Source organism: Limimonas halophila, assembly GCF_900100655.1.
Classification (GTDB): Bacteria; Pseudomonadota; Alphaproteobacteria; order Kiloniellales; family Rhodovibrionaceae; genus Limimonas; species Limimonas halophila.
In genome coordinates this window covers 139,363-153,863 of record NZ_FNCE01000001.1, presented here as the reverse complement: position 1 = coordinate 153,863, position 14,501 = coordinate 139,363, and the positions used below count along the sequence as shown (strand labels likewise).

Genomic DNA, 14,501 nt, shown 5'->3' with positions numbered 1-14,501 from the left:
GGCGCCCTAGCCCTCCGTGTCCAGCCCCTGCACCGGCCAGCCGTGGTTGACCGGCCCCTGGCACTGGCCGAACCCCGGCGCGCTTGCAAGCGCCCGACGCAGGTAGTCGCGCGCCCGCATCACGGCGCTGCGAAGCTCCAGGCCCTGCGCCAGCCCGGTGGCGATGCCGGACGCCAGGGTGCAGCCCGTGCCGTGGGTCTGGTCCGTTTCGATCCGGGTGTCCGCGAACTCGATGGTGCCGTCGGGATCGGCGAGCACGTCGACGAGCGTGTCCCCGCGCAGATGCCCGCCCTTCACCAGGGCGCTGCGCGTGCCGAGCGTGAGCAGCGTGCGCGCGGCGTGGCCCAGGTCGTCGGCCGTGTTGATCTCCATACCGCCCAGCTTTTCAGCTTCCGGCCGGTTGGGCGTGAGGATCTCGGCCTTGATGACGAGATCGCGCACGAGCGTGCGCACGGCGTCCTGCTCCAACAGCGAATGGCCGCTCTGCGCCACCATCACGGGGTCCACGACCACCGGGATGTCGGGCACCTCCGCCAGCACCTCGCAGACGGCCTCGATCACGGGCGCGCTGTGCAGCATGCCCGTCTTGATGCAGTCGGCGCCGATGTCGTTCAGGACGACGCGCATCTGCTGCTGGATGAAGGCCGGATCGACGCCCTGGACGCCGTGGACGCCGCAGGTGTCCTGGGCCGTCAGCGCAGTCACCGCCGTGGCCGCGTAGCCGCCCAGGCAGGTGACCGTCTTGATGTCGGCCTGGATGCCGGCGCCGCCGCCGGAGTCCGACCCGGCGACGATGAGCACGCGGCCCCGCTCGGTTCCCGCCGTCATGACGCCGCCTCCCGCTCGTCCGGGTCCGCCGTGCGCACGGTTTCGGCCAGCTCGTTCACCACGCGCTCCAGTGCCGCCGGCTGGTCGCCCTCGGCCATGATGCGCACCAGCGGTTCCGTGCCCGATGGGCGGATCACCAGCCGTCCGCTGTCGGCCAGGGCGCGTTCGGTCGCCGCGACGGCCTCGCGCACCGTCGGCGTGTCGAGCACGCCGCGGTCGCGTACGCGCACGTCCGCCCGAACCTGCGGCACGGGGTCGAAGACGCTGAGCACCTCGCTGGCGGGGCGCTTCGCCTCGACCAGCACACCGAGCACCTGGAGCGCAGCGATCAGGCCGTCGCCCGTGGTCGTGTGGTCGGTGAGGATGATGTGCCCGGACTGCTCGCCGCCCAGGTTGGCGCCCGTCGCGCGCATGCGCTCGACGACGTAGCGGTCGCCGACGGGCGTGCGCTCGAGCGTCAGGCCCAGCTTCGCCAGATGCCGTTCCAGGCCCAGATTGGACATCGTGGTGGCCACGAGCCGATCCCCGCGCAGCCGTCCCTGCTCCTTCAGGGCGCCCGCGATCAGGGCCATGAGCTGGTCGCCGTCCACCAGCTGGCCCTGCTCGTCCGCCACCACGAGGCGGTCGGCGTCGCCGTCCAGCGCCAGCCCAAGGTGGGCGCCGTGCTCGCGCACCGCCGCCTGCATCGCCGCCGGGGCCATGGCGCCCGCGCCGTCGTTGATGTTGAAGCCGTCCGGCGCGGTGCCGAGCTCGATCACCTCCGCGCCCAACTCGTAGAGCACGCGCGGCGCGGCGCGGTAGGCGGCGCCGTGGGCGCTGTCGACCACGACCGTCAGCCCGTCCAGGCGCAGGTGGCGCGGGAAGGTCCCCTTCACGAACTCGATGTAGCGGCCGGTGGCGTCGTCCAGCCGGCGCGCGCGGCCGAGCTTGTCCGGTGCCACGCGAAGCTGCTCCGTGCCCGCGTCCAGCGCCGCCTCGATGGCGTCCTCCGCCGCGTCGGAGAGCTTGTAGCCGTCCGGGCCGAAGAGCTTGATGCCGTTGTCGTCGTAGGGATTGTGCGAGGCCGAGATGACCACCCCCATGTCCGCGCGCAGGGAGTGCGTCAGCATCGCCACCGCCGGCGTCGGGATGGGGCCGAGCAGCACCACGTCCATCCCGGCGGCGATGAAGCCCGCCGTCATGGCCTGCTCCAGCATGTAGCCGGACAGCCGCGTGTCCTTGCCGATGACCACCAGCGGGCGGTGGTCGCCGCGCTGTACGGTGCTGCCCGCCGCCATGGCAAGGCGCAGGGCGGTGTCCGCGGTGACGGGGTCCTGGTTGGCGGTTCCCCGGATGCCGTCGGTGCCGAAAAGCCGCCGTGTCATGCGCGGGCCGTCCTCGTGCGCGTCCGTTGGGGTCTGATTCGGTTCGAACATGGTAGCACGCCGTCAGGCGGGTGCATCCGGCGGGGCCTGGGTGAGTGCGACGGCGCGCCAGACGGCGAGCGCCTGCGCGGTTTCGCCCACGTCGTGCACGCGCAGCATCTGCGCCCCGCGCTGCACGCCCGCCAGCGCCATCGCCAGCGAGCCGGCAAGCCGCTGGTCGGCGGGTTCGCCGCGCGAGACCTTGGCGATCGTGGACTTGCGGCTGGCGCCGAGCAGGACCGGGCAGCCCAACCCCTGAAACAGCCCCAGGCGGTCCATGATCTCCAGGTTGTGCTGCACCGTCTTGCCGAAGCCGATGCCCGGATCGATCGCGATGCGCTCGCGCGGGATGCCGGCCGCCTCGCACGCCTCGACACGCGCCCGCAGGCCGTCGAAGACGTCGAGCGCCGCGTCGTCGTAGCTCGGCCCCTGCTGCATCGTCTGCGGGTCGCCCTGGATGTGCTGAAGCACGACGGGCACGCCCAGCTCCGCCACGGCGGCGAGCGCGTCGGGGTCGTGGGTGAGACCCGTGACGTCGTTGACGATGCTGGCGCCGGCCGCGACGGCCTCGCGCATCGTGCGGGCGTTGCGGGTGTCGATGGAAACGCGGCACCCCGCCTCGGCGAGGCGCTGCACGACCGGCAGCGCGCGGCGCAGCTCCTCGTCCACCGACACCGGCTCCGCGCCCGGGCGCGTGGATTCGCCGCCGACGTCCAGGATCGCCGCGCCCGCGTCCCACATGGCCTTGCCGTCGCGCACGGCCGTGTCCGCGGCGAGGCGCTGGCCGCCGTCGGAGAAGCTGTCCGGCGTGACGTTAACCACGCCCATGATCGCCGGGCGCACCAAGGTGATGCCGGCGAAAGCGGGGCGCGGCGGCGTCAGCGCGTCCAGCCAGGCGCGCGCCCCCTCGACGCGGACGAGGTCCGTGATCGGCAGGGTCTCGCGGCGCACGCGCGAGGGCTGCGCCGGATTGCGCCGGGCGATCTGGCAGGCGTTGAAGCAGAGCGGGCCGCCGGCCAGTGGCAGCGCGGAGTCCTGCGCCGCCTGCGGGCCGGTTACGGCCACGGGGTCGAGGTAGATTCGCTGGGCCATGGGCGCGGGTCTAGCGCAGATCGCGGGCGTGTGCCAGCAGCCGAGCCCCTCTGGTCAAGAACCCGGTCGAGCGGCTAGATACATCCGCGCAAGCAACCATCGACCGAGGGTGACGCCGTGGCCGACGCGCCCAGCCGCGCCACGCTGGATATGCTCCGGCGCCTCGTGGCGCACGACACCACCAGCCGCAACGCCAACCTGGAGCTGATCGCGGAGGTGGAAGCGCACCTGAACGACCTGGGCGCGCACACCACGCGCGTGCACGACGACAGCGGGCGCAAGGCCAACCTCTTCGCCACGCTCGGCCCCACCGACCGGCCGGGCATCGCGCTGTCCGGCCACACCGACGTCGTGCCCGTGGACGGCCAGCCCTGGTCCACCGACCCCTTCGCGCTCCACGACGACGGCGCGCGCGTCTACGCCCGCGGCACCTGCGACATGAAGGGCTTCCTGGCGTGCTGCCTCGCCCGCGCCGAGGCGCTGCGTGAGGCCGCGCGGGAGACGCCGGTGCACCTCGTCTTCTCCTACGACGAGGAGGTGGGGTGCCTGGGCGCGCGCCGCCTGCTGGACGACATGCGGAGCTGGCCCGTGCGCCCCAGCGCCGTGATCGTGGGCGAGCCCACGGAGATGCAGGTGGTCAACGCCCACAAGGGCAAGCTGTCGGTGCGCGCGACCGCCCACGGCCTGTCGTGCCATTCCGCCCTGGCGCCGGAGGGCGTCAACGCCGTCTTCGCCTGCTCGCGCCTGGCCGCCCACCTCGCCGATCTGGCCGAGCACAAGCGCGCCAACGGCCCGTTCGACCCCAGTTTCGACATCCCGTACAGCACGGTCCACGCCGGGGTGATCCAGGGCGGCACAGCACTCAACATCGTCCCATCCGAGTGCTCGCTGGACTTCGAGATCCGCAACATCCCCGGCGAGGACGCGACGGACGTGCTGGCGGGCATCAAGCAGCACGTCCGCGAGCACATCGAGCCGGCGATGCAGGCTGTCCATCCCGAAGCCGGCTTCACCTACGAAGAGAGCGCGGCCTTCCCCGGCCTGGACACCGACCCGGACGCCGCCGTCGTGCGGCTGGCCAAGCAGTTCGCCGGTGCCAACGCCAGCGGCACGGTCGCCTTCGGCACCGAGGCGGGGCTGTTCGCGCGCGAGGGCATGCCGGCGGTCGTCTGCGGGCCCGGCTCGATCGCGCAGGCGCACAAGCCGGACGAGTTCGTCAGCCACGACCAGCTCGCCCGCTGCGAGCGCTTCCTCGACCGCCTGATCGAGCACCTGCGCGCGAGCTAGATCGGTGTCACAATGGCGAACCGGTCAAATTTTCAGAGACAGCGGCGCTACCCCATCCCCCTCTGGGTTTCGGGCTCTCGCCCCAAACCCATCTCCCCCTTCCCCTTCCAGGGGAAGGGGGAGATCATAGAGGGGGTTGGGCCTCATCGCTTTAATGACTGTACTGTATGTCAGGACTGATGGTCCTGCCCCGGCTGGCGCTGGCCCTGGCGATCGGCAGCCTGGGCGGCTGGCTGGCTTCCCTGGCATCCGTGCCCCTGCCCTGGCTGCTCGGCAGCATGGTGGCCACGACGCTGGCGGCGACCGCCGGCATCCCCGTCGCCGCGTGGACGCCGCTGCGCTCGCTCTACATCGCCGTGCTCGGCGTGCTGCTGGGCAGCGGCTTCACGCCGGATGCGTTTTCCCAGGCCGACGAATGGGGCCTGAGCATCGCCGTGCTGGTGGTCTACACGCTCACAGCCGGGCTGCTCGGCATGGCCTACTTCCGCCGGGTCGCCGGCTTCGACCGGACGACCAGCTACTTCGCCGCCATGCCCGGCGGGCTTTCCGAGATGGTGTTCATGGGCGAGGCCTTGGGCGGCGACGTGCGCACCATCTCGCTCACCCACGCCGCGCGGGTCCTCGTGGTTGTGCTGGTGCTGCCAGTGGCCTTCCAGACGCTCATGGGCTTCGACACCGGCGGCCGCGGCCTGCCCGGCCCGGACCTGCTCAGCCTGGGCGCGCGCAACATCGCCGTCCTGCTCGGCTGCGGGCTGTTCGGCTGGGCCGGCGCCCGCGCGCTGCGCCTGCCCGCCGCGCCCATCCTCGGGCCCATGGCGCTCTCCGCCGCCGTCCATCTGGCCGGTGTGACCGAAGTCGGGCCGCCGGCGGAACTGGTGGCGACCGCCCAGATCGTCGTGGGCAGCGCCGTCGGCGCCCGCTTCGCCGGCACGCCGCCGGCCACGATCGCGCGCATCATGGGCTACGCGGCGGGTGGCACCGTCGTCCTGCTGGCCGCGACGCTCGGCTTCGCCGCGCTCGCCGCTGCGATCACCCGGGTGGAGCTTCCGGTGCTCATTCTGGCCTATGCGCCCGGCGGCCTGGCGGAGATGAGCCTGATCGCGCTGGCGCTCGGCACCCAGGCCAGCTTCGTCGCCACGCACCACATCGTGCGCATCGTGCTGGTGATCGGCGTCGCACCCGGTGCCTACCGCCTCGCCCGGCACGTACTGGACCGGCGCCAGCGGGCGGGCTGACCTTCCCCGCAGGGCGTACGCCCTCCGATCGCGCGATCCGGGCGTGTCCAATTCTTCTCGCAGATGCGTCACACAAACGGCCCAGGGATGGGGGTACAGTCTCAAGTGTCGGCTCCCGACCCCCGCCCATTCGGAGCCCCCGGGCTTCGGCCCGGGTCGCGTGGCGGCTGCCTCTCGCCCCTCATACCGGCTCCGGTCGGTGTGACCCCCGCCGGGACCTTGGCAGCCGCCACGCCTTTTTTCGCGCACCCAGCCCGCCCGCTCGCTGCCTCTCGCCCCTCATACCGGCTCCGGTCGGTGTGACCCCCGCCGGGACCTTGGCAGCCGCCACGCCTTTTTTCGCGCACCCAGCCCGCCCGTCTGCTGCCTCTCGCCCCTCCAGTCGGTGTGCCCCACGCGCTGTCCGCACCCCGCGTTGACTATACCGTCTGGACGGTATACTATCTGCGCCATGGCCGAGGGAAACACCAGAAAGCGCGTGCTCCACGCCGCCGGGCGCGTGGTGCTGCAGGAGGGCGTCCGCGGGCTGACGCTGGAAGCCGTGGCCCGGGAGGCCGGTGTCAGCAAGGGCGGCCTGCTCTATCACTTCGCCTCGAAGGACGAGCTGCTCACCGGCATGGTGGGCGAGTTCGTCGAGCTGATCGAGGGCCGCATGACCGAGGCCATGCAGGCCGACGACGCGCCGGGGCGCTGGACCCGTGCCTACCTGGACGCCTCCACCGTCGACCGGGCGGGCGACGACCCCATGGACCGCTTAGCAACGGCGATGCTCGCTGCCGGCGCCTCGAACACCGCGCTGCTGGAACCCGTGTATGCGCGCCAGGGCGACTGGCAGCACGCGCAGCACAACGACGGCATCGACCCGGCGACGGCGGCCATCGTCCGCCTCGCCGCGGACGGGCTGTGGATGAACGACCTCTTCGGCATCCGGGTGGTCTCCGACGACGAGCGCGAGGCCGTGATCCGGCGCCTGCGCGAGCTGACGCGAGCGCCGTAAGCTGCCGCCTCGGCGCGCCGGTCGGATGTGCCCTCGATCGCACTGGGCGCCGTCGTCCCTGATTTCCTCGCCACCGCCGAACGCGTGCACACGGCCGCTTGACGCCCTGCCCGCCCGTCTGAAATAGATAGACCGGTCTAGATAATTCGGGAGCGGGGCGAATGGCGTCCACGAAACGCGAAACGCTCGTGCAGACGGCGGAACGGCTGTTCTACGAGGAGGGTTTCCACGCCACCGGCATCGACCGGATCGTCGCCGAGGCGGGCGTGGTGCGCATGACGCTGTACAACAACTTCGCCTCCAAGGACGCGCTCGTGGCCGCGGTGCTGCGCGAGCGCCAGGACCGGTTCCTCCGGCAGGTCGACGAGGCGGTTGCGGCCAGCCAGCCCGGTCAAACGACCCGGGCCCTCGTGGCGGCGCACGGCGAATGGCTGCGGACCTGCGGCTACCGGGGCTGCATCCTGGTCAAGGCCATGGGCGAGTTCGCCGAGCACAGCCCCGCCATCTACGCCGAAGCGCTCGCCGCCAAGAACGAGCTGCGCGGGCGCATCGCGGACGCGCTGCGCGCCGACGGCCTGGCCCCAGACGGTCTCGGGGAACGAATCTTCCTGGTTTTGGAAGGCTGCAACGCTGCCGTTCCGGTGCTCGGCGCGGAACCGGCCGCGCGCGAAGCCGCCACCGCCGTCGACGCCCTGCTCACCGCCGCCGGAGGCGCGGAGGCATGAAACACCCGACGCCCCTGGCCATCGCCACGCTCGGTGGCGGCCTGATCGCCGTGACCTACGGCCTCGCGCGTTTCATGTTCGGCCTCATTCTTCCGTCGATCCGGGCGGACATCGCCATGACATCGACGCTCGCGGGGGTCATTGGCGCACTTCCCTTCGTCAGCTTCGTTCTGGCGATCCTCGCCGCGCCGACGGTGGCGCGGACACTGGGTGTGCGCTGGGCGGCCACCGTGGCGGCGGGATTCGCACTGGCGGGTCTGGCGGCCATCGCCAACGCCCCCGGCCCGTGGGTTCTGGCGTTCGGCGTGCTGACCTGCGGCATCAGCACGGGGCTGTCCACGCCCGTCATGGCAAGCGCGGTGAACATGACCGTTCGGCCGGCGCTGCAGGGGCGCGTCAACGCCGCCATCAACGCGGGCACCAGCCTTGGCGTCGCGGCGGCCGGCCCGGCCGTGCTGTGGTGGGCGGACGCGTGGCGCCCGGTCTACCTGGCCGCCGCCGGTCTGGCGCTGCTCGCCCTGCTCGCGGCGGCGGCGAAGCTGCCCGGCCGTGCGCCGCGTCCGACCGACCGGGCCGCCATTTCGCAACCGCGCGTCAGTCGCCGGCAGTGGCTGGACATCACGCGCATGAGCATCCTGGCCGCGGCGATGGGCTTCGTCAGCGCGCTCTACTGGGTGTTCGCGCCCGACTTCGCTGTCCAGGCGGGTGGCCTCTCCTCGGCCGGCACCGCGTGGATGTGGCTCGCCGTGGGCGTCGGCGGGCTGGCCGGCGGCGCGGCCGGAGATCTGGTTCAGCGCCACGGCCACGCCATCAGCCACGCGTTCGCACTGGCGGTGCTCGCGGCCTCGCTGACGCTGCTGGCCGCCGACCCCAGCAACGTGGTGCTGGGCCTCGTCTCGGCGGCGGCCTTCGGTGGCGCCTACATGACCCTGACGGGCCTCTACCTGGTCGGCGGCACGCAGATCCTGGCGCAGCGGCCCGCCCAGGGGCCGGTCATCCCCTTCCTGGCCATCGCCTGCGGCCAGATCGCGGGCTCGCCGGTGGGCGGCTGGCTGATCTCGGCGCACAGCTACGGCGCCGCGTTCGGCGCCTTCGCCGCCGTCGGCCTGGGCATCGCGCTGCTTTCCCTGTGGCTGGTCGAGGCCTCGGCGCCCAAGCCGTGGAGCGCCGCCTATTGCGAGGAGTGAGCCCACCGGCTCACTCCGCTTTCTCCACCACAAGGCGGTACTTGGGCGTGGGGTTCTTGGGACCGGAATAGACGTAGGTGCCGGGCTCCAGCTTGCGCGTCACCGCGACGGTGTCCCCCTCGGTCGCGCCGTCCGTCCAGATCGAGGTGCGGTGCATCACGTCGAAGGGGTTGGCGAAGTCGTAGCCCTCGTTGCGCAGCCAGAAGCCCAGGTTCGCGGCCACGTCCTTGTTGGTCACGCGGATGGTGTAGCGCCCCGCCTCCAGCTTGAAGACGCGCGACGAGCGCAGCCGCTCGCGGCTCGTGCGCGCGTTGACCCGGCGGCAATCGGCCGGGCTGCGCCGCTCGAAACCGTGGTCGATGCCCCGTTCCGGCTCCAGGAACTGGCAGGCGACGTGGGTGAGCTGGAACACCTCCGGCTTCGTGGGGGTGTGCACCCACCCGATAACCGCGAGCAGCGCGACGAGCGCAAAGAGAACGCTGACGATGATCCGCTGGATCAGCGGGCGGGCGTCACCGCGCTCGCGCTGGGCCATCCGGCTCCCCCTCCCGTGCTCACAATCCTCCGGTGTGGCTTGCACGCCCCGGCGCTGCAACCCACATCCGGAGCATGCGAGCCGTCGCGTGCCCGGGAAACGGGGCATCGGGCGTTCACGATCCGATGACCGGCGACCCGTGACGGACGACCCATGACCGGCGAACGGCACGGCAACCAACCGGACGAGGGAGGTGCGCCATGAAGCGTCGTCGTCATGCCAACCGCACCAAGGCCCATCGCCTGTCCGCGCGCGGGCACCGCAAGCAGACCCCACCCAAGCAGAAGGGCCAGATCTTCTTTACCGGCGGCAAGTGCCGGTTCTAACCCCGGTGCGCGCCGGAGCGGCCGGCGCCCGCCGCCGCGTCACCGGGCCGGCGCCGACGGCGCCCGCGCCCGGTGGTCTTTGCGTGACCTCCTTGATCTGCGGGTGCACGCGACCACTTGGCCTGTCAGGATAGCCGCCCCGGAATCCCCCTGGGCGGCCCAGATGTCAGCCGAGTGGCGCGAGAGCGATGTCCGAGCGTTTGCGCAAATTCCTGCCGTGGATCCTGCTGGGTGTCATCGTCGTCACCTTCATCTCCATCAATCAGGGTGTGGGCGAATCCCAGAAGAGCAATGAGATCGCCTACACAACCTTCCTGGAGAAGGTGGAGAACGGCTCCGTCACCGAGGTGACGATGTCGGGCGGCGAGATCACCGGCCGCCTGAGCAACGGCTCGCAGTTCCAGACCTTCGCGCCCGACAGCGCCGACGCGGTGTCCACGCTGCGCGAGAACGGCGTGCACATCCAGGTGAAGCCGGCCGACGACGGCGGCTTCGGCTTCTGGAACATCCTCATCTCCTGGTTCCCGATGCTGCTGCTGATCGCGGTCGTGATCTACTTCATGAACCGCGCGCGGCAGGGCGGCGCCGGCGGCGCCATGCAGTTCGGCAAGTCTCAGGCGAAGATGCTAACCGAGGACAGCCGCAAGGCGAAGTTCGACGACGTCGCCGGCATCGACGAGGCCAAGCAGGAGCTGGAGGAGATCGTCGACTACCTGCGCGATCCGCAGAAGTTCCAGCGCCTGGGCGGCGAGATCCCCAAGGGCATGCTGCTGGTCGGCCCGCCGGGCACGGGCAAGACGCTGCTCGCCCGCGCCATCGCCGGCGAAGCCAACGTGCCCTTCTTCACCATCTCCGGCTCCAACTTCATCGAGATGTTCGTCGGCGTGGGCGCCAGCCGCGTCCGCGACATGTTCCAGCAGGCGAAGAAGAACGCGCCCTGCATCGTCTTCATCGACGAGCTGGACGCCCTGGGGCGCAAGCGCGGCGCGGGCCTCGGCGGCGGCAACGACGAGCGCGAGCAGACGCTCAACCAGCTGCTGGCGGAGATGGACGGCTTCGAGAAGAACGAGGGCGTGATCCTCGTCTCCGCCACCAACCGCCCCGACGTGCTGGACCCGGCGCTGATGCGCCCAGGCCGCTTCGACCGCCAGGTGGTTGTGCCCAACCCCGACGTGGCCGGGCGCGAGAAGATCCTGAAGGTGCACGCCAAGAACGTGCCCATGGCGCCCGACGTGGACCTGCGCACCCTGGCGCGGGGGACGCCGGGCTTCTCCGGCGCGGATCTGGCGAACCTCGTCAACGAAGCGTGCCTGATCGCCGCGCGCGCCACCAAGCGCATGGTGACGATGCGTGATCTGGAGATGGCCAAGGACAAGGTCCTCATGGGCGCGGAGAAGCGCTCGCTCGTCCTCTCCGAGGAGGAGAAGGAGCGTACCGCCTACCACGAGGCCGGCCACGCCATCATTTCGCTCTTCGTCCCGGGCAACGACCCGCTGCACAAGATCACGATCGTGCCGCGCGGGCAGGCCATGGGCGTGACGATGGCGCTGCCTGAGAAGGACCGCTACGGCTACATGAAGATGGAGATCGAGGCGCGCCTGGCGATGATGTTCGGCGGCCGCCTCGCCGAAGAGCTGATTTACGGCCACGAGGACGTGACCACCGGCGCCGGCGACGACATCAACAAGGCCACCCAACTCGCCGAGCGCATGGTCACCGAGTGGGGCATGAGCGAGCGCCTGGGCCCGCTGCGCTACGCCGGCGACGACCAGGAGGTCTTCCTGGGCGATCAGCTCACCAAGGAAAGCCAGATCAGCGAGCACACCGCGCGCCTGATCGACGAGGAGGTGCGCCGCTTCATCGACACCGCCGAGAGCCGCGCGCGCACCGTGCTCATGGAGCATATCGACGATCTGCACAAGCTGACCAAGGCGCTCCTGGAGTACGAGACGCTGTCGTCGGAGGACGTGCAGAAGATCCTCAAGGGCGAGGATCCCGGCGGCGGACCGGGCGCCGAACCGAACCAGCCCGCGCCCAAGCCGGCCAGCTCCGTCCCCACCGCCGGCAAGCCGCACGGCAGCGGCCCCGAACCGGAGCCACAACCGAGCTGACGCGCTCGGCACACCGCGAAGTCGTCGGCCCCGGCCCTTGCGGCCGGGGCCTTTTTGGTGGCCCCGTCGTTCGGGGCGCCCTACGCCGCCCGCACCTTGGCGAGGAAGCCGTCGACCTCGTGGCGCAGCGTGTCGACCTCGCCGGACAAGCTCTCCGCCGAGGTGCGGACGGTCTCGGCCATCTCGCCCGTCGTGCCGGTGCCGTCGCGCACCTCCTCGATGCGGCTGTTTACCGTCTGCACCCCGTCCGAGGCGCTGGCCAGCGTGCGCGCGATTTCGCTGGTCGCGGTGTTCTGCTGCTCGGCCGATGACGCCACCTGGGTCACGGTTTCGTTGATGGAACGCACGCGTGAGCCGATGCGCTCGATGGCGTTAACGGCCTCTCCGGTGGCGCCCTGAATGCCCTCGACGTTCTCGGCGATCTGCTCGGTGGCCTTGGCCGTCTGGTTGGCCAGCGACTTCACCTCGTCGGCCACGACCGCGAAGCCCTTGCCGGCCTCGCCGGCGCGCGCGGCCTCGATCGTGGCATTGAGCGCCAGCAGGTTCGTCTTCTCGGCAATGTCGCGGATAAGGCTGACGGCGTCGCCGATCTTCTGCGCCGCGTCATTCAGGCTGCGCACCGTGCCGTCGGCGCGTTGGGCCTCGGACACGGCCTCGTCGGCCATGACGGAGGACTCCGTGATCTGCCGCGTCACCTCGCTGATCGAGGTGCTCAGCTCATCGGCGGACGACGCCGCCGTTTGCGTGTTCATCGACGCCTGCTCGGCCGAGGAAGCCACCTCGCCGGCGTCGCTCGCGGCGCGCTGAACGCGCTCGGACATCTCGGAGGCGGTCTGGTGCACCGTCTGGCTGCCGTCGGCCACGCGCCGCGCGATTTCGGCGACACTGCTCTCGAAGGTGTCGGCAAGCTCGTTGAGCGCCCGGCGCTTTTCCGCCTCGGCCTGCTGGCGCTGCTCTTCCTGCTCGCGCTCCAGGCGTTGCTTGTCGGCCGCGTTCTCCTTGAACACCTGGACGGCGTCCGCCATGCGGCCGATCTCGTCGCGCCGGTCGCGGGCGGGGACCTCCAACTCCAGCTCGCCCTCGGCGAGGCGCCCCATGGCCCGCGTCATGGTCTCCACCGGCCGCGTGAAGTAGCGCAGGACGAGATAGCTGCCGGCAATCTGCAGCGCCAGCAGGACCGCCAACCCGCCCAGCGCCCACATCACGGTGGTCTCGATGCGGGCGTTCACGCGCGCGTGCGACAGCGAGAGCTGCAGCTCGCCGATCGTTTTCGTCTCCTCGCCCTGCTGGCGCACGATCGGCTGGCTGACCGTGGTGGTGCCGACGCCCTCGGGCGCCGGCTTCCCCACCTCGGCGACGACCTTGCCGCCCTTCTTGCGCACGACGGCATGCTGGAGATCGGGGTCGCTCTTCAGCGATTCGAGCACGCCCTGCACGGCCTCGAAATTGTACTGCCACAGCGGGTTGGCCACGGCGCCGCGTTGCAGCTGGCTCACGAGGTCCGCCCGCTTGGTCAGCGCGCTCGTCTGCAGGTTTTTCAGATGCCAGACCCCCAGCCCGACGGCGACGGCGAAGACCGCTGCCGTGATGCCGGCCAGCATCGCGATCACGCGCGGCGCCAAGCGGGCTCGCTTGGCCCGTCCACGCGCGCCCGGTGCAGTCGACTCTTCACTCATGATGGGGCGCCTTCGACCGGTGCGCTATTTCAAGCCTTGCAGGTAATCGGCGATGATTTGCTGGGTGTCGACATTGCCCAGCGCTTTCTTCAACGTCTTCGCGCGCTCGCGATTTTCGGCGTTGTCCGCGAAGGCCAGGACGAGGTCGTAGTTCACCAGGGCCTTGTCGTCGAACGACACCTGATCGCCGAATCCCTTGAGAGCGGGATTGGTGTTGAGGTGATAGCGCATCACGTACTTGTCGATCGCGACGGTATCCACGCGGTCGTCCTTCAACATGCGCAGCGCCGTCGCGTCGTCCCGTGCTTCGACCGTGCTGATGTCCCCGCTGTCCACGAGCTTCTGGAAGGACTCGGGGTAGATGTAGGCGCCCACGGTGCCGACCCGGTGGTCGGCCAGATCGCTCGGCTTCTGCCAGTCGATCGGGCGCGATTCCGTCTCCGCGAACCCGACCGGCGACTTGAAAACCGTCTGAGAGGCGAAGAAGCCGTCCACGACCTCCGACGGCCAGGAGGGATAGTAGCCCACGACGTTGGGATTGTTGCGCGCCACCCCCTTGGCGCGCTTCCACGGCATGAACTTGACCTTCAGATCCACGCCCACGGTGTCGAGCGCCGTGCGCAGCGCATGAATCCCGGCGCCCTGCTTCTTCAGGTCCGCGCCGGAAAACGGCTGCCACCCCAGCGAGGTCACGGTCCATGTCTCGGCCTGCGCCGCGCTCGCGCTGAGGGCAAGCGTCAGCGCCACCATCAAGCCGGTTCGTGTCCGCATCGTGCGCGCTCCCATCGATCCGTGAAGCCAAAAACCAAGCGTGTTGGCGTTTTTTCCATACCACCGGGCCGCGGATTAAGAATTCCCTAAATGGTCGCAGACCGGGACGCAATTTTTGAAAGAGAAAATTATTGGACCCACATGGTGTCCTTGGCCTGGAAAGAACAACAATCAAAAGTTCAGCGCGCACGCCGACGCGCAGATCGTCCATCCGGACCTGCCGCTTTTGAAGCGACATCAACAATCAGATGTGCACGCTGAAGATGCAACTTGGGGCGGTGTATGCCGAGTGACCTGCTCGCCCCTTGCCCTCTCACAATCGCCGCGA

The 14,501-nt window shown here is 70.4% G+C and carries 13 protein-coding genes and 1 pseudogene; 7 read left to right on the top strand and 7 right to left on the bottom strand.

Annotated elements, in window-relative coordinates:
• Positions 1-6: 6 nt before the first annotated feature.
• The 3 genes from thiD to folP all read right to left on the bottom strand — a co-directional run bounded on the left by thiD (position 7) and on the right by folP (position 3,323).
• Positions 7-828 carry a bifunctional hydroxymethylpyrimidine kinase/phosphomethylpyrimidine kinase gene (thiD, locus tag BLQ43_RS00705; protein WP_090018203.1) on the bottom strand — a complete coding sequence of 274 codons (822 nt, stop codon included), beginning with the start codon at positions 826-828 and terminating at the stop codon, positions 7-9.
• Positions 825-2,192 carry a phosphoglucosamine mutase gene (gene glmM, locus BLQ43_RS00700; protein WP_090018623.1) on the bottom strand — a complete coding sequence of 456 codons (1,368 nt, stop codon included), beginning with the start codon at positions 2,190-2,192 and terminating at the stop codon, positions 825-827. Before glmM ends, thiD begins: the two co-directional genes overlap by 4 nt.
• A gap of 63 nt (positions 2,193-2,255) precedes the next feature.
• Complete coding sequence (gene folP, locus BLQ43_RS00695) at positions 2,256-3,323, bottom strand: dihydropteroate synthase (RefSeq protein ID WP_090018202.1); 1,068 nt, start codon at positions 3,321-3,323, stop codon at positions 2,256-2,258.
• 117 nt (positions 3,324-3,440) lie between these two features.
• Between folP and argE the strand changes: the two genes are divergently transcribed.
• The 5 genes from argE (at position 3,441) to BLQ43_RS00670 (ending at position 8,754) form a co-directional block, all read left to right on the top strand.
• Positions 3,441-4,610, top strand: coding sequence for an acetylornithine deacetylase (argE, locus tag BLQ43_RS00690; RefSeq protein ID WP_090018201.1), 1,170 nt, complete (start codon positions 3,441-3,443; stop codon positions 4,608-4,610).
• Positions 4,611-4,789: 179 nt separating this feature from the next.
• Complete coding sequence (locus BLQ43_RS00685; protein ID WP_218119071.1) at positions 4,790-5,845, top strand: AbrB family transcriptional regulator; 1,056 nt, start codon at positions 4,790-4,792, stop codon at positions 5,843-5,845.
• Between the two features lie 451 nt (positions 5,846-6,296).
• Positions 6,297-6,842: a TetR/AcrR family transcriptional regulator gene (locus BLQ43_RS00680; protein ID WP_090018199.1), complete on the top strand. Its 546-nt coding sequence runs from the start codon at positions 6,297-6,299 to the stop codon at positions 6,840-6,842.
• Positions 6,843-7,003: 161 nt separating this feature from the next.
• Positions 7,004-7,567 (top strand): TetR/AcrR family transcriptional regulator, encoded by a 564-nt coding sequence (locus BLQ43_RS00675; RefSeq protein WP_090018198.1) that lies wholly within the window; start codon positions 7,004-7,006, stop codon positions 7,565-7,567.
• A complete protein-coding gene (locus BLQ43_RS00670; protein WP_090018197.1) occupies positions 7,564-8,754 on the top strand; it encodes an MFS transporter in 1,191 nt (396 codons plus the stop codon). Before BLQ43_RS00675 ends, BLQ43_RS00670 begins: the two co-directional genes overlap by 4 nt.
• Before the next feature lie 10 nt (positions 8,755-8,764).
• Here the strand turns inward: BLQ43_RS00670 and BLQ43_RS00665 are convergent, their stop codons facing one another.
• Entirely contained in the window at positions 8,765-9,289 is a 525-nt protein-coding gene (locus tag BLQ43_RS00665; RefSeq protein ID WP_090018196.1) for a hypothetical protein, read from the bottom strand.
• 200 nt (positions 9,290-9,489) lie between these two features.
• Between BLQ43_RS00665 and BLQ43_RS14870 the strand changes: the two genes are divergently transcribed.
• Together BLQ43_RS14870 and ftsH are read left to right on the top strand one after the other, a co-directional pair.
• Entirely contained in the window at positions 9,490-9,615 is a 126-nt protein-coding gene (locus tag BLQ43_RS14870) for a hypothetical protein (RefSeq protein ID WP_281217552.1), read from the top strand.
• Positions 9,616-9,803: 188 nt separating this feature from the next.
• Positions 9,804-11,726, top strand: a complete 1,923-nt coding sequence (gene ftsH / locus BLQ43_RS00660) for an ATP-dependent zinc metalloprotease FtsH (RefSeq protein WP_090018195.1) — start codon at positions 9,804-9,806, stop codon at positions 11,724-11,726.
• An 80-nt stretch (positions 11,727-11,806) separates the two neighbouring features.
• On the opposite strand, the gene BLQ43_RS14930 is transcribed toward ftsH, so the two are convergent.
• The 3 genes and pseudogenes from BLQ43_RS14930 to BLQ43_RS00650 form a co-directional block, all read right to left on the bottom strand.
• Positions 11,807-12,751: a methyl-accepting chemotaxis protein gene (locus BLQ43_RS14930; protein WP_437123465.1), complete on the bottom strand. Its 945-nt coding sequence runs from the start codon at positions 12,749-12,751 to the stop codon at positions 11,807-11,809.
• Positions 12,731-12,928 (bottom strand): annotated as a pseudogene (locus tag BLQ43_RS14925) (HAMP domain-containing protein); the annotation flags it as partial. The pseudogene BLQ43_RS14925 and the gene BLQ43_RS14930, both read right to left, overlap by 21 nt.
• 498 nt (positions 12,929-13,426) lie before the next feature.
• Positions 13,427-14,173, bottom strand: a complete 747-nt coding sequence (locus BLQ43_RS00650; RefSeq protein WP_176758449.1) for a substrate-binding periplasmic protein — start codon at positions 14,171-14,173, stop codon at positions 13,427-13,429.
• Positions 14,174-14,501: the final 328 nt, after the last annotated feature.